This is a genomic window from Streptomyces sp. NPDC051320 (genome assembly GCF_040682175.1).
GTDB lineage: Bacteria > Actinomycetota > Actinomycetes > Streptomycetales > Streptomycetaceae > Streptomyces.
Genome location: NZ_JBFBAL010000002.1, coordinates 626,368 through 646,123, shown reverse-complemented (window position 1 = coordinate 646,123; position 19,756 = coordinate 626,368). Strand labels below are relative to the sequence as shown.

Genomic DNA, 19,756 nt, shown 5'->3' with positions numbered 1-19,756 from the left:
CTGCCTACTAGCGGTAAACGTTCGGGAGCGTCACCTGGTTTGCGTACATGTCTGCGTTTGTGTCCCCGTTGGTGATGCTCTTCCAGGAGATGGTCACGGAGTCGGGGACGAGGTTTCCTCCAGTGTAGTTCGGGGAGACGGAGTAGTACATCGTCTCCCCCTTCTCGATGCGGCTGGCAATATCCCCTTCGACTGCGCTCATATCAGGGCTGTTTACCTTGGAGTACAAGGGCATGAGGTTTCTCTTGTCGAGGCCGGTTCCGCCAAGAATATTGGCGAGGAGGTGTCCTCGTTGCATATTCTTGCCGAACCCGCGAGGAGTGAGGTCGCTGCTTGGGGGGAACGGTGTGGGGCTGCCGAATATCCAAGAGGAGACGTTCCCCTTGTAGTTGCCCTTCCCGTCCACGGACCCGAAGTCACCCGTGGTGAGACACGCATGCATACCGCTGGCTCGTCCCAGGTTGTCGAGTGGCATGTAGTACGCCGCACTGTTTCCCCTACTGCAGTTGTCGGGGTGGACCGGCCAGGTGTCCCCCTGGGCGTACTCGGCCTCGTAGCCCGGTCGAGTGAGGAGGCCCTTGCTGTAGTCCGGGTGCAGCTGGTCGTACTCGCTCTCCCCCGACCCTCGCGGTGTGGTGTTCCATCCGAGGATATTGCCGAAGATCCGCTTGACGATGGCGCTCTCGTTCTCCGACGCCAACTCACGGCCTATATCCCCTATTTGACCCCAGAACCAGTTGTCGTAGGTGTCATCCGCAGGCGGCTTCCCGTCGCCGGACCTGGAATCGCCGCCCCCGCCCCCGTCGAGGGGCGCCCGCATGTGTCCGTCGAGCTCGACGCTGGATACCGGGTTGCCACCGCAGAAGGCGTAGCGGTTGCTGGTGTAAGGGTCAGTGCCGAGGTTCATGTCGGCGAGCGCGCCGTTGTACATGTCCCGGGTAGTGAAGCGGTTCAGCCCCGGGCTGTAGGAACGGAACCCCATGTCATACGTACCGGACTGGGCATCCCATCGCTTTGCGTTGAAGCGGTAGGGGTTGTACGACTCCTTCGTCGGGTCGGCGGCGTCGGGCTTGTCGATGCCGGTGAACTCGGACTCGTCATCGGTGCCGTAGGCGGTGTAGCCGTAGGTGGCCTTGGTGTCGCCGTTGTTATCGGTGAGGGTTTCGACGTCGGTGTGGCTGTTGTAGCCGTAGTAGCCGTCTTCGGACGTACCGTCACTGTTGTGTTTGACCTGTGACAGGCGTTCGCCCCAGGGGCTGTACTGGTACGACTTGGTCAGCTGACCCGACACTTCCTCGCCGAGTACCTCATTGGACATGCCGAGGTAGTCGTAGTCGGTGGTCTTGCCGTCCGCCGTCTTGGATGCGGTGCGGTCCAGTGGGTCGAATGTGTACGTGGTCGACTTCATCGAGCCCGTGTCGTCCATCTTCTGGGACTCCACGACGTGGTCGAAGCCGTCGTACACGCTCCTCTCGATGACGTTGCCGCCTGCGGTGACCGACTCCTGGCGACCGAACGGATCGTAGTTGTAGCTCGAGTCCTGGCCCCCTGCTGTGGCGCTCAACAGGCGGTTGCGGTCGTAGGCGTAGGTTGTGGTGGTGCCTTGGACCGTCTGGTTGACGACGTTGGAGTTGTCGTCGTGGACGTACGTTTCGGTGCTCGCGCCGTTGCCGGTCTTCGCCGACTTCGCCAGCCGGTCGGCCGGGTCGTAGGTGTAGGCCGTGGTCGACGACAGGTACGCCGCATGGTCGTCGGCGTTCATCTTCTTCGCCACGTCCTGCGACTTGTTGCCGTTGGGGTCGTAGGCGTAGGTGTGCGAGTCGACGAGGGTGCCGTTCGGCTTCTTCTCCGTCGTGGACTTGATCGGGCGATCCAGGAAGTACGTGTAGTCGACGGTGTTGCCGTTGGCCTTGGTTTCCTGGAGCTTCTGGCCACGGTCGGTGTATGTGTACGACGTCAACTTCGGCGAGGTATCCGTGGCCGACGTGCCGACCGAGACCGTCTTCACCAGTTCACGCAGGTCGTACGTGTACTTGGAGAACTGGCCCGGGTGCGTGACCGTGTCCGGGTGACCATTCGCGTCGTACGCGTACGACGTGGACTCCTTCTCCGTGCCTGACAACGACTCGGTCACCTTCTGGACCTGGTTGAGACCCGTGTAGGTGATCGCATACGCATTGATGTTCGCGGTCGACGAGGTGTCGTCGATCTGCGTCAGGTTGCCGTTGAGGTCGTAGGAGTAGGCGAGGTCGGTCTTCTCCGTGTCGGCCGGGTCGCCGCTGGTGTCACGGACGAGCTTCACGCCGTCCGCGACGACCACGCCGCCGCTGTTCTGGAACAACTGCAGTTTGGCGTCGTTGCCCTGCTTGAAGGAGTAGGAGCCCAGCGAGACCCAGGTGTCCTGGTTCGTGGTCGCGTTCTCGTCGATCGTCTTGTCGACCGTTCCGGACGCATGGGTGAGCGTGTACTTCGCCGTCGTCGCGGCGCCCGTTACCTTCGGGAACTTCACGTACGCCGCATACGTGCCGTCCTTGGGGATATTGAGCGTCCACGTGAAGGCGTCCGTACCCGTGCCCGCCGCGTCCGTGGCGTGGTCGTAGCCCTGCTGACCGGTGATGTCCCCCTTCGTCCAGGTACCGGTCGAGGAGGTGCTCTGACTGTCGGAGTTGTCCACCAGGACGACCGACTTGCCCACTGGAACGCCGTCGTCCGACCGTGACTTCAACGAGCCGTCGGGGTAGAACGACCACGACATCGTGCGGTCCGAGGAGCCACCCGCCGAAGTCAGGGTCCGCTTGGTCTGCTGGCCCAGCTCGTTGTAGTCGTAGGTCGTGGCGATGCCCCACGGGTCCGTGGACGACTTCACCGAGCCGTTGTCGAAGTAGTCGTAGGTGACGTCGTTACGGACCGTCTCCCCGTCCGACGGGGGCAGCGAGGTCTTCGCCACCCGACCCACCTTGTCGTAGGTGGTATCCGTGTAGACGTTTGGGTCGTTGTAGCGGGTGTCCGCCGGGTCGTACGGCTGGTACCGCTTGACCGGACGGTTCAGCACGTCGTACTCGGTGCGCTGGGTGAAACCGTCGGTCGTGCCGGCCGCTGTCGCCCGCGGCGAGAGCACCTTGGTGGTATTGCCGACCTGGTCGTACTCGAACTTCGTCGTACGGTACGTGATGGTCGACGTACCGTCGTGCGGGGCCTTGACCTGGGTCTGCTTACCACGCTCGTCATAGCTGATGAGCGTGGTGTTGCTCTCGGCGTCCGTGGTCGACGTGACCAGCGAGTCCTTGTCGTAGCCTCGCTTGCTCGCCTTGCCTGCCGCATCCGTGGCAACCGTGACTCGGTGATCCAGGTCGTAGTCGGTCCTGGTCGTGTAGTCGGTCGTGTCGGGCGTGACGTTCTTCTTCGGGTCGATGACCTTGGTGACGTTGCCGACGTTGTCGTACTCGTACGAGACCTTGTCTCCCTTTGCATTGGTCACGGAGGTGAGCTGATAGATCTCGTCGTAGTAGTTCGTCGTGACGTAGTCGGTCGAATCCGTCGTCGTTACCGTGCCCTTGGGCTCCGTCGTTGACTTCAGGTTTCCGGTCTGGTCATACGTGTACGACGTGGTGCGTGGCGAGGTCTGGTCATTCGCCGGCGCTGTCGCCGACGCGACTTGGTCCGCGTCGTCGTACACCGCCGTCGACACCGCACCGTTCGGCGCCGTCGACGTCGTGACGTTGTCGTTGGCGTCATAGACCGGGGCCGGTGTGCTGATCAGGACACCCGTGTCCTGGTCCTTCGGCACCGTGCTGACCAGTGGGCGTCCGAACGTGTCGTACGTCTGGGTGGTCTTCTTGCCCAGGGCGTCGGTGACCGATTCGACCTGGCCGCGCTCGTCGTACACATACGAGGTGGAGTTGCCGAGCGCGTCGGTGATGGTCCCCGGGTATCCGGTGGGTTCGAAGGCGGAGTTCGTCGTCGGGTTGCCGTTGGCGTCGGTGGCCTTGGTCAGCTCGCCGTAGGAGTCGTAGTCGTACGACGTGGTGTAGTCACCGTCCGTCGCCGTGGCGACGCCCTTCGGGTCGGTGACGGTCTTGAGGTTGCCGAAGGTGTCGTAGCCGAACTGCCAGGCCCGGCCCTCCGGGGACGTCTTGCGGAACAGGTCGGCGGCGTAGCCGTCGGCACGGGTCTGGTACTCGTACTTCGACGCGTCGGCCGGGTAGGTGCCCGGTGCGCAGTCCGAAGCGGCCGGAACACCCGACTTGTTGTTCTCCGCGTCACGTTGCCAGAGCGGGTAGCCCGTCTTCTGGTCGTAGCAGTACGCGGTTTTCGCGCCGTTGTCCTCCTCGAGGTAGGTGACGTTGTTGTCGGCGTCCCAGGACATCTTGGTGGTCTGGGACTTGGCGTTCGTCGTCTGCACCGGGCGGCCGAAGTCGTCCAGGACGTACGCGGTGGCGTGCGACTCGGCGTCGGTCACCGTGGTGTCGGTAAACTTGGTGTTGGTCGTGTCGGCCGCGTAGGTGAAGTCCGTGGCGCCGTCGAGGCGGTCCGTGATGGTCTTCGTCCACCAGTGGTACGCGGGGTCGTCGCCGGTCTTCGGGGCGTAGTACGCCATCGAGGTGGCGTGGCCCCGCGGATCGGTGGCCTTGACCAGCTTGACGTTCTTGTTGCCCTGGGTGGCGTCGTAGGTGAACTTGAACACCTTGGGCTGTGCGGAGCCGTCACCGTCGGTGAACTGCCCGAGCAGGCCCTTGTCGGTGTAGTAGAAGGAGACCTTGCGTCCCGAGATGTCCGTCATGGACTTCACGTGGTCGTAGATCTTGGAGTTGGTCAGCTTGGAGCCGGTGACCTTGGCGCCCGTGTCGTCGATGTAGTCGTAAGACGCGTCGCCCTTCTTGTAGTAGTCGACCGTGAGTGACTGCCGGCCGGCCGGGTCGGTGATGTAGGTGAGGAACTTGGTGGGCTTGTTGTTGGACTTGCGTTCCTCGTAGGTGAACGTCTGGGTGTTGCCGTTCTTGTCGACCGCCGACGTCATATAGCCGTCGCAGCCGAAGAGGAAGCGGGTGCCGTCCGGGCGCAGCAGGGTCCAGGCGTCCGGGATCGGGTCCTTGTCGGGGGTGCAGTCCAGGCCCGGCTTCGGTGTGAGCCGGTAGTGGACGCCCGCCGGGGCCTTCCAGGTGCCGTCGTCCTGCAGGCGGAAGACGTGCGTGGTGCCGTCGCCGTCGGGCAGCCGGACCTCGGTGGGGTGCGGGTTGGGGTGGAAGTCGAGCGGGGCGCCGAGCCGGATAGGCCCGGCGGCCTGTGCGGACCAGCCGCCGCCCAGCACCGTGTCGCTGGTGTCGAGGGAGTTGTAGGAGAACCGGGCGAAGGTGCTCAGGCCGCGGCCCGGGTTGGTGAAGGCGTTGTACGACCAGACGCTGTTGCCGGAGGCGAGGTTGTTCATCAGCGTCGAGCCGGCGCCGGTGTTCTTGCCGGTGTAGGAGTAGAACTTCTCCAGGCCCAGCGCGTTGGAGGTCGGGTCCTCCACCGCCACGTTCTGGCTCAGTGCGGGGATGGCGGAGGTGGCCGACAGCCAGGAGCCGTCGGAGATCTTCCGGACGTCCCAGCCGAGCGCGTAGTCGGTGCGCTTGTTGCCGCTGTCGGAGTTGATCGGCGTGTTGACCTTCGCCTGGATCGTGGCCGACTTGCCCGGCAGCAGGGCCGGGATGGGCGTGGACGTCTGGTTGCCGCCGGTGGTGACGTCCGTGCCGTCGGGGAGCTTCCAGGTGTACGACAGCTCCCGCTCACCGGTCGCCCAGGCGCTGGACGTGGTGTTGGTGACGGTGAAGTCCACCGTGTAGGTGGAGTTCGGCGTCATACGGGAGGGGGTCTGCGGCGCGTAGTACGTGTCGGCCGTGGTGGAGTCGACGTAGATGACGCGCAGCAGCGGGCCGAGTTGCGGGTCGGCGGTCTCCGAGGCGAGGAACAGGCTGCGTTCCTGCGGGCCGGACGCGCTCTCGTCCTTCAGCTTGACCAGGGCGCCGTGGTTGTCGCCGGGTGTACTGATCCAGTCCTGGGTGAGGGAGGTGGCGTCCCACCAGTGGCGGCCGACGTCCGAGACCTGGGGGACGGTGTCGGAGACGGTGGCCGAGTGGTCGCCGCCGGGCTTGGTCCAGGCGGTGGCGGAGGTGGCGTTGTTCCAGGTGGCCGACGTCTCCGCGAAGTCGCGGTTCAGGCCGTGGAGTTCGTAGATCGCGCCGTCGGTGTCGGTGGTGGTCTCGGCGCCCCACAGGTAGAGCTTGCTCTCCAGCACCGTGGCGGTGGTGGGAATGGCGGCCGTGTCGAACTTCAGCGCGGCGCGGGTGGTGCCGTAGGTGCTGGAGTTGTTGCCGACCTCCAGCCACTTCTGCGGCGTGTAGGAGTAGACCGTGTCCTCGTTGGTGGTCGGCTGCCCCGACGACAGGGTGGTGTCGGTGACGCCGGAGGTGCCCTGGACCAGCCGCATGGTGCGGCCGGCCTTGGGTATGCCGACCAGGCGCACCGGGGAGCCGAGGACTTGTCCGTCCTTGGTCTTGACCGCGATCTGGTAGTAGTACGACCGGCCGATCTCGTCCGGGGACGAGTCGGGGGTCGGGGTCGCGGTGGTGTCCGTGTAGGCCGTGGCCCCCTTGTCGATCGGGGCGACGAGGGTGGCGGCGTTCGGGGTGAAGCCCTGCTGCGTGGAGCGGTGCAGCTGGTACTCGGCGATGTCGAGGCCGCTGTCACCGGTGTCGTTCTGGTACGCCTTCCACGTCAGCTCGGGCCCGGTGGAGTGGACGACGGTCGGCGAGTCGAGCGCGGTGCCGACCTTGCCGTAAGTGACGGTCAGCCGCGGGATGGTCGAGGTCTCACCGCCGTAGTCGCCGTCACCGGACTCGTAGCGCGGGCCGCCGAGCGGGGCGGACGCCGATTCGTCGGTGGCCTTGAGGACGAAGCCGTTGTTGGCGGTTCCGTCCAGCCACTGCTGGACGGTGTCCGTGACGGGAAAGTTGTGCCACTGGTTGTACTCGCCCTTGTTCTTGACGATGGACGCCGGGTTGACCAGGCGTACCGCGTCGGCGAGGACGGCCGTCGAGGTGGAGGCGGGCCCGTCCCCGAGGACGACCTTGCCGGCCGTGCCCTTGGCGAAGTTGATCTGCTTTCCGCCGCCCAGCGACGTCCACACGCCGTTGGTGCCCGCCGTCTGGTCGACGGTGTAGGCGGTGCTGCCGTCCTTGCCGGTCACCGTGTAGGGCGCGGCGGTCGAACGGTCGGTGGCCGGCACGTAGTGCACGTCGACGCGGTACGAGGCGGTCTCGGGAAGCTTCGGCTGCCAGGTGTAGGTGTCTCCGGCGACCGAGTCCTTGTTGTAGTGGTAGTCCTTGCCGATCGCGTACTGGGTCAGGGTGGACCCGGAGTTGGGCCAGGCACCCTTGGCGGCCGTGGTGCCGGCGTCACCGTCATCCACCTGGACGCTGGTGCCGGACAACTCGCCGACCAGGCTGCTGGTGTTGGACCAGGTCGCGGTCGACTCGTCCCACGCGCCGGTCGCCCGGTAAGCGCCGATCGGGACGTCGTAGCCGTTGGTGGTGTGCGCCTGGTCGAAGTACATGCCCAGGCGGGCCGAGTCGATGTGGGTGCCCGCGGGGATCTCGTCCAGCGGGAACTTGATCAGCGACCGGGAGATGCCGGTGTCGGTCTTTCCGGCGGCCAGCTTCCAGGAGGTGTTGAAGTTCACTCCCGGCTGGTCCGACAGGACCATCGCGTCCTGGGACTGCGAGGGAGTCGGCGCGATGGTGATGGTGGGGTCGATGACGACCGGGTACTGCCGGTCCTTCGACGCCAGCCACTTCGCGTCCGGGGTGACGGTCAGCTTCCACTGCTTCCCGTCCCGCGTCAGCTTCTGGGAGACCTTGGTGCTGTAGGTCTTGCCGAAGACCGACTTCTCGGTGGCCTTGGTGTGTGCGGCGTCCGTCATGTACGGAGCCGGGATGACCAGCGACGGGGTGTTCGGCAGTTCGCCGTAGAAGGCGATCGAGCCGTCCTTGCGGGCCTTCGGCGTGAGCCCGTCGGTGTCCAGGGTGAAGGTGAACCTCACGGGCCCGGACGGGCGCTTCGCCAGGGTGATGTCCTCCTTCACCCGGCCCGGGCCCACCTGGTACGCCAGGTCGGCGCCGTTGGCCGCGTCCTGGTAGGTGACCGTGTCGCCCTTGCCGGACGGCTTCAGACGGCCCTTGGTGCCATCGAGACCGAAGGTGACCGCGCCGCCTCCGTCCGCCTCGAACCGCAGCAGGCGGTCCGTGTTCGAGCCGAACCAACTGCGCCCGGTGTTCGTGGTGTTGGCGATGTCGAAGCCGTTCGCCGCCTTGCCGCTCACCGCGTGCACGGCGGGGTCGATCGGCTTCCAGGACTTCGACTTCTTGTCCCGGTAGGACGTCGGCACCGCCGAGAGCTCCGCCTCGACGCGGCCGTCGGACAGCTGCCAGAAGCGGGCGCTCGAGGTGCGCCGGTCCGTCAGCTCCCTGACCCGCTTCGCCTTCGGCGCGTTCTTGCCCCGGGGAAGTTTCTGCCGGTCGGCCATCTCCAATTCGTCATGCGACGACGGCTTTTCCGTATGCTTTCCATCGTCCGTGAACCACCCCTTGACCGCGGCGGCGAATCCCTCGCCGTCACCGCCCGGAGTGGGTACGGCATAAGCAGCCTGTGGTAGGAGCGCACTCGTCACCGCGCCCACCACAAGGCACGCCAATAGCCTGCCCAATCTCGGTTTCACACCAAACCTTTCTTACGTCAAAGTGACCAAAAAGCGTCGCGTCGTCTGCACGCCCCCACCGGTCGGTGCGGGATGGCATACGCAGCGGCGACGTGGTTGTAATCAAGTTGCTGATCGCGCGTCAAGTGACGGAACAACACGGTGGTTGACCGACAAAGTGGGCGGGTGGTGTCCGTTTTTTCCGCTCGCTGGCAGCGGCGTCCCGGCGTCGTGTATAAAAGCCCGGTTCCGGGCCTGTATTTGTCTGAAGGAGAGAGAATGGACGCGAAGACCGACGAATCCACCGAGGCCGATCAGGAACGCAGAAATACGGAACAAACAGCAGCGGACCCCGAGAAAAACGGGGCGAATCAGGAGGCGGTGATTGCGGGGACAGCTCGAAATCCCCGCCGGCGCGCCTATGTGGCGGCCGGTGCCGCGCTCGCCGTCTGCGCCGGGCTTGTGCTGTACGGCGTCCACGGCGCCGGGGGTGACGACGCGAAGCCCGCGTCCGGGCCGAGCGCCGCGGTGACCTACCGGGTCGACGGCACCGGCACGGTCGACATCTCCTACCGAGCGGCCGACGGGAGCGGCGCGGCGGATACGGCGGTCACCGCCGACGCGGTGCGGCTCCCCTGGCAGAAGTCCGTGCAGGTACCGCTCGGCCAGGACCCGGTCGTCAGCATCGCCCTCGACGGGAAGGGCGGGAAGGCCCGGTGCGAGCTCACCGTCCGCGGTCGGTACGTGCGCAGCGCCACCGCCAGCGGGGCGTACGGGCGTGCCGGCTGCCAGGGCACGCTCGCGACGGCAACGCTTGCGACGGGCACGAGTGGCGCGGGCACGAGTGGCGCCGGCACGAGTGGTGTGGGCACGAACCGGGCCACATCGGGTGGGTGACCGCCGTCAGGTCGGCGGAGAGTGACGTTTGACGGTGCCGGAGCGCTGAACGGATCGGACCGCTCTCACGGAGAGCGGCAGTTGTCTGAACACTTCTGAGGGGTGGGGCAAGTGAGCCCGCGTACACCGCGCAGGGCGCGCGCTTCGCGTGCGAGACGCGCATCGCATACATCACACGCGTATCGGCCGCTGAGCCTGCGGCGCCGCGCGTGGATCACGATCGGCGCCGTGGTGCTGGGAGGGGCCGGAGCGGCGACGTACGCCATGGCGGGTCCCGCGGACGGTCCGCAGTACACCGCGCAGCCGCGCAAGCCGGCCGTGCACAGCCTGAAACTCGAGAGTGAGGGCGCGCACCGCAAGGGCCTGGGGCAGAAGAGCACCGGCCGCTTCAGCGCGGTGCTGCTGACCTGGAACAACCCGAAGGCCCAGCTGGACGGCACCGCCGAAGTGCGTTACCGCGGGCTCGAGTCGGGCACCTGGTCCGGGTGGCAGAAGCTGCCGGACGACCCGTTCTCGGCGGACGGCGCGGAGGGCGCGCGGGCCGGGCAGCGGGGCGGCACCGCGTCGTTGTGGACCGATGACGCGAACGGCGTCCAGGTGCGGGTGGTCGGCAAGGACGGTTCGTCGGCCGATGCGCTGCCGGCCGGCCTGGATGTGAAGCTGCTCGACCCGGGCACCGACCCCAAGGGTTCGCCGCACGGCCCGGACGCGGCGAAGGGCATACAGCCCGCGGCCTTCGCCGAGGACGCCACACCCACGGCTACGCCCACGGACACGGCCACCGACGTGGTGACGCCCCCGGCCACCACCGGCCCGGTGCCCACGGACACCACCGGCCCGGCGCCCACCGACACCGCCACCGGCCCGGCGCCCACGGACGCCGCCACCGGCCCTGCGCCGACCGACTCCACGTCCCCGACGCCCGAGCCCTCGGCGACCGTGCCCGCGCCCCGGCCGTCGACGGTCGTGAAGCCGCCGATCATCACCCAGGCGCAGTGGGGTGCCTCCACCGACTACGACGGCACACCGTCGTACGGCACCGAGATCAAGGCCGCCGTCATCCACCACACCGGTGTCGACTCGGACAACACCGTCTCCTGCGCCGACTCCCGTGCCCGGATGCGCACCATCCAGCAGGAGCACTTCTCGCGCGGCTACTACGACATCGGCTACAACTTCGTGGTCGACCGCTGCGGCCAGATCTTCGAGGGCCGCAGCGGCGGCATGGACCTGCCGGTGGTGGGCGCCCACGACATCGGCTTCAACACGAACACGGTCGGCATCTCGTACATCGGCAACTTCGAGAGCGCCCAGCCGACGAAGGCCGGACTCGACGCCATCGCCCGCGTGGTGGCGTGGAAGTTCGGGATGTACGGCATCGATCCGACCGGCAAGGTGACGCTGGAGTCCGGCAGTCCCAAGGGGCAGGACGGCAACCTCGTCGACCAGGGCCAGTCGATCACCCTGCCGCGGGTCTTCGGACACCGTGACACCAACGCGACGCTCTGCCCGGGCAAGAACCTCTACCCGAAGCTGCCGACGATCGCGAAACTGGCCGCGCTGCCGGGCGTCTCGCACGCCCTGCCGACCACGGACTACAACGGCGACGGGCTGACCGACCTGGTCACCGGTACGCCGAAGACGTCGAGCGGGTCCGGTTCGCTGACCGTGGTACCCGGCGGCGCCAACGCCCCCGCCACCGCGGCGAAGCGGATCCTCACCCAGTCGAGCAGCGGTGTCCCCGGCGGCTCCGAGGCCGGTGACGGCTTCGGTGCGGCCACCGCCTGGGGCGACGTCAACGGCGACGGGGTCGCGGACCTGGCGATCGGTGTTCCCGGCGAGGACGACACCTCGGGCCACGCCGACGGCGGCGCGGTCACCGTCATGTACGGCCCGGCCCTCACCTCCGGTGTTTCCTGGGGCACCACGGGCATCACGCGGACCGGCGCGCAGCTCGGCTCCGCCGTGACGGTCGGCGACTTCGACGCCGACGGCAAGGCAGACGTCTTCGCCGCGGGCATCGGCTCCGGCGGCAGCTGGAACGTCCACCTCTCCAAGGGCACCGTCCAGTACGGAACGCTCACCACCTCCACCGGGAAGCTCTCCTACGAGGACGCCACGACCGGCGACTTCAACCGGGACGGCTACCAGGATGTGGCGCTCAACTACCGCGACGCGTCCGGCATCGGCCGGGTCGTCTGGTTCAAGGGCACCGGTTCCGGCCTGGTCAAGGTGGGGACGCTCGCCGTGAAGGGTGGCCGGTCCATCGCGGCCGGCGACGTCAACGGCAACGGCTATGACGACATCGTCATCGGCCAGCCCTACACCGCCGAGTCCGGCGCCCACTCGGGTGGCCAGGTCACCATGGTGCCGGGCTCCGCGACCGGGCTCACCACCACCGGCGCGAAGACCATCCACCAGTCCACCTCGGGCGTGCCGGGCGCCGCGGAAGCGGGAGACGCCATGGGGGCCTCGGTGGCCGTCGGCGACTACAACCTGGACGGATACGCGGACGTCCTCGCCGGCCTGCCCGGTGAGGACATCACCAGGGACGGAGCGAACCGCAAGGACGCGGGTGCGGCGGTGCTGCTGAACGGTTCATCGGCGGGTCTCACCGGCAGCGGTGCCCGCGGCTTCACCCAGGACACCTCCGGGATGCCGGGGGCGAGCGAGTCCGGTGACCACGAGGGGTCGGCGGTGCTGCTGGGGGACATCTCGGGATACGGCCGTGCGGACCTCGCCATCAGCGCGGAGGGCGAGAACGCGGGCGACGGCGTGGTCGCCTACCTCAGCAGCGGTAGCAGCGGCATCTCCGTGTCCGGCGCCGTACTGATGGGGCGCGGCACCCTGGGCGCCCCGGCCGGGGCGCACCTGGGGCAGACCCTGACGCCGTAGGCCGCACAGCGGGCCACGGAGGGCGGGGACGGGCGGCTAACGCCCGTTCCCGCCTTCGTCGTTCCCCCGGAAACCGTCGCCGGCGTTTCCCCAGCCGTCGTAGCGTCCGTCGTCGATTCCTCCGCCGTCGCTTCCGTCGGCGCCGGGTTCCGGGCCGCCCCCGGTGAGCCCACCGATGACGCCGGGGTTCCCGCCGGCGGGCGATTCACCGGGCAACGAGGGTGTTTCCGCGGGCGTGCTCCCGGACGGGGTGGGTGCCGGGCCCGTCGACGGTCCCCCCGGAGAGGGCGACGACGATGTGTCGGACGGCGAGGGTGACGCGGACCCGGAGGGTGACTGGTCCTGCTTCGAGCCCGGCCGGACGTCCAGGTCGAAGGGGGTGGCCGGAGTGCCGTCGAGGGCGTCCGCGGTGTACTGGCCCCAGATCTGCGCGGGCGGGCCGCCGCCGTTGATCCGGGGCAGACCGAGCGCTCCGTAGAGCGGCTTGTGTACGGCGCTGGTCGGGTCCTGGCCCATCACCGCGACGACGGTCGCCAGGTCGGGGGTGTAGCCCGCGAACCAGGCCGCCTTGTCGTCCTCGGCGGTGCCCGTCTTGCCCGCGGCGGGGCGGCCCGCCGACCGGGCCGCGGTGGCGGTGCCGTGGTCGACGACGCCCCGCAGGATGGACGTGGTGGTGTCGGCGGCCTGCCTGCTGATGGTCTGCACGGTGTTGTTCTCGGGCAGCGGGAGGTCCTGGCCGCTCTTGGTGACCTTCCCGACCAGGGTGTACGTACCGTGCCGGCCGTGGCCCGCGAGCGACGCGTAGGCCTCGGTCATGTCCAGCACGCTGGGGGTCGCGGGGCCCAGCGCGATGGACGGGGTGGGGGTGAGGTCGGGGGTGGACTTCGGAATGCCGAGGTCGATGGCGGTCTGCAGGACTCTGGCCGGACCGACGTCCTCGGCCATCTGCGCGAAGACGGCGTTGACCGACTTGTCGGTGGCCTCGCTGACGGGGATGTTGCCGTACGACTTGCCGTCCTCGTTGCCCGGCGCGTAGCCGGTGGGGCCGCTGGGGCCCTGCACCATCCGGTGGTCGGTGCCGTCGTAGGTGGTGTCCGGGGCGATCGGCCGGCCGTCCTGGGTGGTCGAGTCGTTCTCGAAGGCGGAGGCGAGGACGAACGGCTTGAAAGTGGAACCGACCTGGTAGTCGCGGCGGGTGGCGTTGTTGACGTACTGCTTGGTGTAGTCGATCCCGCCGTACATCGCGACGACCCTGCCGGAAGCCGGGTCGACCGACGCACCACCCACCCGGACGTTGCGGTCGGCGGCACGGCTCTTGTCGAGGTGGCTGTTCACCTGGTCGTCGACGGCGTGGACCAGAGCGTCCTGCTTCGCGTGCTGCAGCGTGGTGGTGATCCGGTAGCCGCCGGTGGCCAGGGTGTCCTCGTCGATGACCTTGTTGCTGGTGAGGTAGTCCTTGACCGCTTGAATGACATAACCGCGCTGTCCGGCGAGCCCGGAGGACGGCTTCGCCTTGCCGGGCACCGGGAACTTCAGACCGGCCCGTGCGGTCTCACTGATCCAGTCCTCCTTGACCATGCCGTCGAGTACGTAGTTCCAGCGGGCCTCGGCCCGCGCCTTGTTCTCGGGGTGTGCCGCGATGTCGTACGCGCTGGGGGCGTTGAGCAGCGAGGCGAGGTAAGCGCCCTGGGCGATGCTGAGGTCCTGGACGTTCTTGCCGTAGTAGGCCTGGGCCGCTGCCTGGATGCCGTAGGCGTTGCGGCCGAAGTAACTGGTGTTCAGGTAGCCCTGGAGGATGTCGTCCTTGCTCTCCTCGCGGTCCAGCTTGATGGAGATGAAGAACTCCTTGACCTTGCGTGTGATGGTCTGTTGCTGGCCGAGGTAGTAGTTCTTGACATACTGCTGGGTGATGGTCGAGCCGCCCTGCTTGCCCTTGCCGGTAACGGTGTTCCAGGCCGCGCGGAGCATCGCCTGGGGGTCCACCGCGCTCTCCGAGTAGAAGTCGCGGTCCTCGGCGGCGAGTACGGCACGCCGCACGCCCAGCGGGATCTGGGAGAGCCGCACGTTCTCCCGGTTGACCGTGCCGTCGCGGGCGAACGCGGAGCCGTCGGAGTAGAGGTACACGTTGCTCTGTTTGATGGCCGCGCTGTTGGCCGCGGGGATCTCGACCAGGTTGTAGCCGGCGAAGAAGCCGCCGATGATCAGCAGCAGCACGATCAGCACGCCGCCCAGGACCATCCGCCAGGTGGGCACGAGCCGGCGCCAGCCGGTGCGCCGGGGGCGCTTCCGCTTGCCCTGCGCCCGCTGTGCGGCTGCCTCTTCCGGTGACGGTGTGCCACTCGCGGTGGGGTCCCGGGGCGCCCAGCCGGGCTGCTGCTCGGGCTGCTCGTCGCTCACTGTGTCTCCAGCGTCCGGCTGCGGGTCATGAGGGGTGTCGTATGGGCGATTCGCGTTGTACGTCCATAAAACACTGTCGCAGCGTCTGTCCCCGACCAAGCCGTTTATTCGGTCGCGGCGTGCGACCCCGTTGGACTAAGGTCGTGCGCTTTGGTGCCTGCGGGCCCGACGCCCGGTGAGGCCGCCGGAAGGACGGGGATTCCGTGGGCGGGGGCGGGCGAGGGGAGGGGAATCGGGTGCGGTTGTACGCGGTCGTCGCCGCCGGGGGTTTCCGGCGCTTTGCGACCTACCGGATCGCCACGGTGGCCGGGGTGTTCACCAACAGCGTGTTCGGTTTCATCATGGCCTACACCTACATCGCGCTCTGGCACGAGCGGCCGCACCTGGGAGGCTATGACCAGGCACAGGCCCTCACCTATGTGTGGATGGGGCAGGCGCTGCTCACCACCATGGCACTGATGGGCGGCGGATTCGAGGACGAGCTGATCGAGCGCATCCGAACGGGTGACATCGCGATCGATCTGTACCGTCCCGCCGACCTGCAACTCTGGTGGCTCGCCAGCGACTTGGGCCGCGCTGCCTTTCAGCTGCTGGGGCGCGGGGTGCTGCCGATGGCGCTGGGAGCGCTCGCTTTCCCCCTCGCGCTTCCGTCCGACCCGTTCGTGTGGGGTGCGGTGCTGCTCTCCGTCGTGCTGGGGATGGTCGTCAGCTTCGCGCTGCGCTACCTCGTGGCACTGTCCGGCTTCTGGCTGCTCGACGGTGCGGGAGCGGCGCAGATCGCCTGGCTGGCCGGGATGTTCTTCTCCGGGATGCTGCTGCCGCTGAATCTCTTCCCCGGGCTGCTCGGCGAGGTCGCCCGCGCGCTGCCCTGGTCGTCGCTGCTCCAGGTGCCCGCCGACGTCGTGCTGGGCAAACGCACCGGCTGGGGCCTGTTGAACGCTTACGCCTTCCAGCTGGGCTGGGCCGTCGTCCTGCTCGCCGCAGGGCGGATGTTGCAGTCCGCGGCCACCAGAAGGGTGGTGGTGCAAGGTGGTTGAGGGCCTCCGTGCGTATGCGCTGATCGCCGGGATGTGGATCCGCTCGACGATGGCCTACCGGGCCTCGTTCCTCATGACGGCCTTCGGGAACTTCGCGGCGACCGGCTTCGACTTCGTGGCGATCCTGCTGATGTTCTCGCACGTCGACCGCCTCGGCGGCTACTCGCTCGGCGAGATCGCCTTCCTCTACGGCGCGGCCGCCACCTCCTTCGGCCTCGCCGACCTGATCATGGGCTCGATGGACCGCCTGGGCCGCCGTATCCGCGACGGCACCCTCGACACCCTGCTGGTCCGTCCGGTGCCCGTCCTCGCGCAGGTGGCCGCCGACCGCTTCGCGCTGCGCCGGCTCGGCCGGATCAGCCAGGGTCTGCTGGTGCTGGTCTATGCACTCACGGCCGTCGACATCGCCTGGACGCCGCTGAAGGTCGTCCTGGTTCCCGTGATGATCCTCAGTGGCGCGGCGATCTTCTCGGCGGTGTACGTGGCCGGTGGCGCCTTCCAGTTCTGGGCGCAGGACGCCTCGGAGGTCCAGAACGCCTTCACCTATGGCGGGGTGACCCTGCTGGAGTACCCGCCGACCGTCTTCGCGAAGGACCTGCTGCGCGGGGTGACGTGCGTGGTGCCGCTGGCCTTCGTGAACTGGCTGCCGGCGTTGTACGTGCTGGGGCGGTCGTATCCCCTGGACATGCCGCGGTGGGTGGCGTTTCTTTCCCCCGGGGTCGCGGTGGCGTGCGGGGCCCTGGCCGGGATGGCCTGGCGGGTCGGGCTGCGTGCGTATCGCAGCACGGGGAGCTAGCGGGGTCGTCCGACCCGGAAGCGCAGACCTCAGGAGCGCGGACCTCAGGAGTACAGACCTCAGGAGTACGGACCTCCGGACCGCAGACTTTAGGAGCAGAGACCATGAGCGCCGACTTCATCACCCTCGACGCAGTCGAGAAGGTCTTCAATGTGCGCCGGAGGACCAGCCGGCTACGGCGGGAAACGCACCAGGTCCGAGCCGTGGACACGCTCACCTTCCGCATCGCCCGGGGGGAGATGGTCGGCTACATCGGTCCGAACGGCGCCGGTAAGTCCACCACCATCAAGATGCTGACCGGCATCCTCACGCCCAGCGCGGGCCACCTGCGGGTGGCCGGTCTGGACCCGTCCCGCGAGCGCACCAGGCTCGCGCGCCGTATCGGCGTGGTCTTCGGCCAGCGGACCACCCTCTGGTGGGACCTCCCGCTGCGTGACTCCTACCGGTTGGCGCACCGGATGTACCGCATCCCGGACGCCCGCTTCCGGGAGAACCTGGACCGGTGCGTCGAACTGCTCGACCTGAAGGACCTGTTGGACGTGCCGGTGCGGCAACTCTCCCTCGGGCAGCGGATGCGCGGTGACATCGCGGCAGCCCTGCTGCACGACCCGGAGGTGCTCTATCTGGACGAGCCGACGATCGGGCTCGACGTCATCTCCAAGGTCAAGGTCCGTGCGTTCCTGCGGGACCTGAACGCCGAGCTCGGCACCACCGTCCTGCTCACCACCCACGACCTGACCGACATCGAGCAGCTCTGCGAGCGGGTGATGGTGATCGACCACGGCCGGCTGATGTACGACGGCGCGCCGGCCGCGCTGCACGAGGTGGGGGAGAGCGAGCGGATGCTGGTCGTCGACCTGGAACAGGAACTGCCGCCGATCCGAACGCCGTTGGCCCGTACGGTCAAGGTCGAGGGTCCGCGTCAGTGGCTGGCCTTCCCGGCCTCCGCATCGGCCGCGCCGGTCGTCGCCGCCATAGCCGCCGACTATCCGCTGGTCGATCTCTCGGTACGGGAGCCGGACATCGAGGCCGTCATCGCGAAGATGTACGCCGACCGTGGTCTTCAATAGGCTGGCGGCATGACAAACGAACTCCCCGAGATGCGCGCATCCGATGCCGAGCGCGAGCGGATCGCCGAGTCGCTCCGTGAGGCCGTCGCCGAGGGGCGTCTCGACATGGCGGAGTTCGAGCACCGCCTCGACGCGGCGTACAAGGCCCGCACGCACGGCGAGCTCGAACCGCTGGTACGTGACCTGCCGGCCCCCGGCGCTGCTGCCGCCGTGTCCGAGCCGCAGCCGGGGAGCGACTGGTCGGCCCGCATCGGCGGTCCCGCCACCTCCACCGGGGCGCTCGCGGTGTTCGGCGGCTTCCACCGCAGGGGCACCTGGACCGTCGCCCGCCGGTTCACCGCTTTCACGCTGTTCGGCGGCGGCGAACTCGATCTGCGCGAAGCCCGGTTCGAGGACCGGGAGGCGGCGATCCGGTGCTTCGCGCTGTTCGGCGGCATGGGCGTGATCGTGCCGCCCGACCTGCACTGCACCGTCAGTGGCTTCGGCCTCCTGGGCGGCTTCGGCGACAAGGCGTCCGGCGAGGGCACACCGGGATCACCCCGGGTCAAGGTCACCGGCTTCGCGCTGTTCGGCGGCATCGGGGTCGAACGGCGCATCACCAAGGCGGAGAAGCAGCGGCTGCGGGAGGAGAAGAAGTCCGGCCGCAAGGAACTCGGCTGACCCGCCGCCGCCCCGGCCGCCGCCGTCAGGCCCGCGCCGGCGCGGACCTGCTCAGCGAGCCCAGGTCGATCACGGCGGCCATCGCCCGGTACCCGGCGTCGCTCGGGTGCAGGTGATCCCCGGAGTCGTAGCGCGGCAGCAGGCGCCCCGGTGCGTACGGGTCGCGCAGCGCCTTGTCGAAGTCGACGACCGTGTCGAAGATCCCGCCCGCCCGGATCGTGGCGTTGACCTGCTCGCGTGCCGCTTCGAGCTGCGGGGTGACGCCGGGGTGGCCGCCGAAGGGCGTCAGCGTGGAGCCGACCACGTGCAGCCCGCGGGCCCGCGCCCGCTGGGCCAGTTCCCGCAGGCCGTCGGTGATCTGCTGGGCGTCCAACTGGTGGGGCAGCCGCAGGATGTCGTTGACACCGAGATCGATGATCACGGTCCGCGCGCCGGACCGGCCGAGCACATCGCGGTCGAAGCGGGTCAGCCCGCTCTGGCCGATGCCCGGGAGCAGCACCCGGTTGCCGCTGATGCCCTCGTTCAGTACCCCGTACCGGCCGTCCAGCCGCTCGGCGAGTCCGTCGGTCCAGCGGTGGTTGGCTCCGGTGGTGGAGGTGATGCCGTCGGTGATGGAGTCCCCGAGCGCGACGACCGCGCCGCGCGCCTGCCGGGTGTGCACGTCCAGGGCGGTGACGTAGCGCCAGTACGGGCTCTCCACCGTGGCGCCGTTGGTGGTGACGTACGAGATCTGCCGCGCGTGCGGGTGGTAGGTGACCGGGCCGCCCGGGCTGGGAGTGTAGAGCGAAACCGTCACATCGTCGTCGCCGGGGATCGGGATGCGGATCGCGTCGCTGATGGTCTGGCCGCCGGCCGGGATGGTGACGTAGCCGCGGCGGTCGAAGGTGACCTCACGCAGCACGCCGTCGGCCGCGATGGACGCCTGGGTGATCTTCAGCGGGAGGGTGCCGAAGAGGTTGGAGAGGGTGATGCGGGCCATGGAGCCGCCGATGCTGGTGTGCACGACGTTACGGATGGTGCTGCCGGGGAGCCCGTTCGGCGTACCGGGTTCCGGGCCGACGGGGGCCGCCGCCCAGGTGCCGGTCCAGGTGCCGGACGCCGGAACGCCGGATGACACACCCGACGAGGAGCCGGATGAGTCGGATGAGCCGGCGGAAACGGTGGTGGCCGGTGTCCTGACCATGGTGAAGATGCCTACCGAAATCAGCGTCACCACGGCCGCGAGAGCGGCGAGCAGGGCGTAACCACGGCGCCTGGTCATGAGCGGTCGTTC

9 protein-coding genes and 1 pseudogene are annotated in these 19,756 nt (G+C 68.2%); 7 read left to right on the top strand and 3 right to left on the bottom strand.

Features of this window, described 5'->3' with window-relative positions:
- Window positions 1-7 precede the first annotated feature (7 nt).
- Window positions 8-8,560 (bottom strand): DNRLRE domain-containing protein, encoded by an 8,553-nt coding sequence (locus AB0M87_RS07015; RefSeq protein WP_365850733.1) that lies wholly within the window; start codon window positions 8,558-8,560, stop codon window positions 8-10.
- A gap of 450 nt (window positions 8,561-9,010) precedes the next feature.
- Between AB0M87_RS07015 and AB0M87_RS07010 the strand changes: the two genes are divergently transcribed.
- Together AB0M87_RS07010 and AB0M87_RS07005 are read left to right on the top strand one after the other, a co-directional pair.
- Complete coding sequence (locus tag AB0M87_RS07010; RefSeq protein WP_365850732.1) at window positions 9,011-9,628, top strand: hypothetical protein; 618 nt, start codon at window positions 9,011-9,013, stop codon at window positions 9,626-9,628.
- A 228-nt stretch (window positions 9,629-9,856) separates the two neighbouring features.
- Entirely contained in the window at window positions 9,857-12,523 is a 2,667-nt protein-coding gene (locus AB0M87_RS07005) for an FG-GAP-like repeat-containing protein (protein ID WP_365850730.1), read from the top strand.
- A gap of 36 nt (window positions 12,524-12,559) precedes the next feature.
- Here AB0M87_RS07005 and AB0M87_RS07000 read toward each other — a convergent pair whose 3' ends face one another.
- Entirely contained in the window at window positions 12,560-14,920 is a 2,361-nt protein-coding gene (locus tag AB0M87_RS07000; protein ID WP_365850729.1) for a transglycosylase domain-containing protein, read from the bottom strand.
- Window positions 14,921-15,156: 236 nt separating this feature from the next.
- On the opposite strand from AB0M87_RS07000, the gene AB0M87_RS06995 reads away from it, so the two are divergent.
- The 5 genes and pseudogenes from AB0M87_RS06995 (at window position 15,157) to AB0M87_RS06975 (ending at window position 18,483) form a co-directional block, all read left to right on the top strand.
- Window positions 15,157-15,957 (top strand): ABC-2 family transporter protein, encoded by an 801-nt coding sequence (locus tag AB0M87_RS06995; RefSeq protein ID WP_365850728.1) that lies wholly within the window; start codon window positions 15,157-15,159, stop codon window positions 15,955-15,957.
- Window positions 15,950-16,753, top strand: coding sequence for an ABC transporter permease (locus AB0M87_RS06990; protein WP_365850727.1), 804 nt, complete (start codon window positions 15,950-15,952; stop codon window positions 16,751-16,753). Before AB0M87_RS06995 ends, AB0M87_RS06990 begins: the two co-directional genes overlap by 8 nt.
- Window positions 16,728-16,838 (top strand): annotated as a pseudogene (locus AB0M87_RS06985) (hypothetical protein); the annotation flags it as partial. The gene AB0M87_RS06990 and the pseudogene AB0M87_RS06985, both read left to right, overlap by 26 nt.
- A gap of 19 nt (window positions 16,839-16,857) precedes the next feature.
- Entirely contained in the window at window positions 16,858-17,823 is a 966-nt protein-coding gene (locus AB0M87_RS06980) for an ATP-binding cassette domain-containing protein (RefSeq protein ID WP_365850726.1), read from the top strand.
- 9 nt (window positions 17,824-17,832) lie between these two features.
- Window positions 17,833-18,483, top strand: coding sequence for a DUF1707 domain-containing protein (locus AB0M87_RS06975; RefSeq protein ID WP_365850725.1), 651 nt, complete (start codon window positions 17,833-17,835; stop codon window positions 18,481-18,483).
- A 25-nt stretch (window positions 18,484-18,508) separates the two neighbouring features.
- Here AB0M87_RS06975 and AB0M87_RS06970 read toward each other — a convergent pair whose 3' ends face one another.
- On the bottom strand, window positions 18,509-19,744 hold the full coding sequence (locus tag AB0M87_RS06970; protein ID WP_365850723.1) for an SGNH/GDSL hydrolase family protein: 1,236 nt from the start codon (window positions 19,742-19,744) through the stop codon (window positions 18,509-18,511).
- Window positions 19,745-19,756: the final 12 nt, after the last annotated feature.

What these genes read in the sequence shown, in the direction of transcription:
- AB0M87_RS07010 (WP_365850732.1), top strand. Translation starts at nt 9,011, where the DNA reads ATGGACGCGAAGACCGACGAATCCACCGAGGCCGATCAGGAACGCAGA.
- AB0M87_RS07015 (WP_365850733.1), bottom strand. Translation starts at nt 8,560, where the DNA reads ATGGCCGACCGGCAGAAACTTCCCCGGGGCAAGAACGCGCCGAAGGCG.
- AB0M87_RS06975 (WP_365850725.1), top strand. Translation starts at nt 17,833, where the DNA reads ATGACAAACGAACTCCCCGAGATGCGCGCATCCGATGCCGAGCGCGAG.
- AB0M87_RS06980 (WP_365850726.1), top strand. Translation starts at nt 16,858, where the DNA reads ATGAGCGCCGACTTCATCACCCTCGACGCAGTCGAGAAGGTCTTCAAT.
- AB0M87_RS06970 (WP_365850723.1), bottom strand. Translation starts at nt 19,744, where the DNA reads ATGACCAGGCGCCGTGGTTACGCCCTGCTCGCCGCTCTCGCGGCCGTG.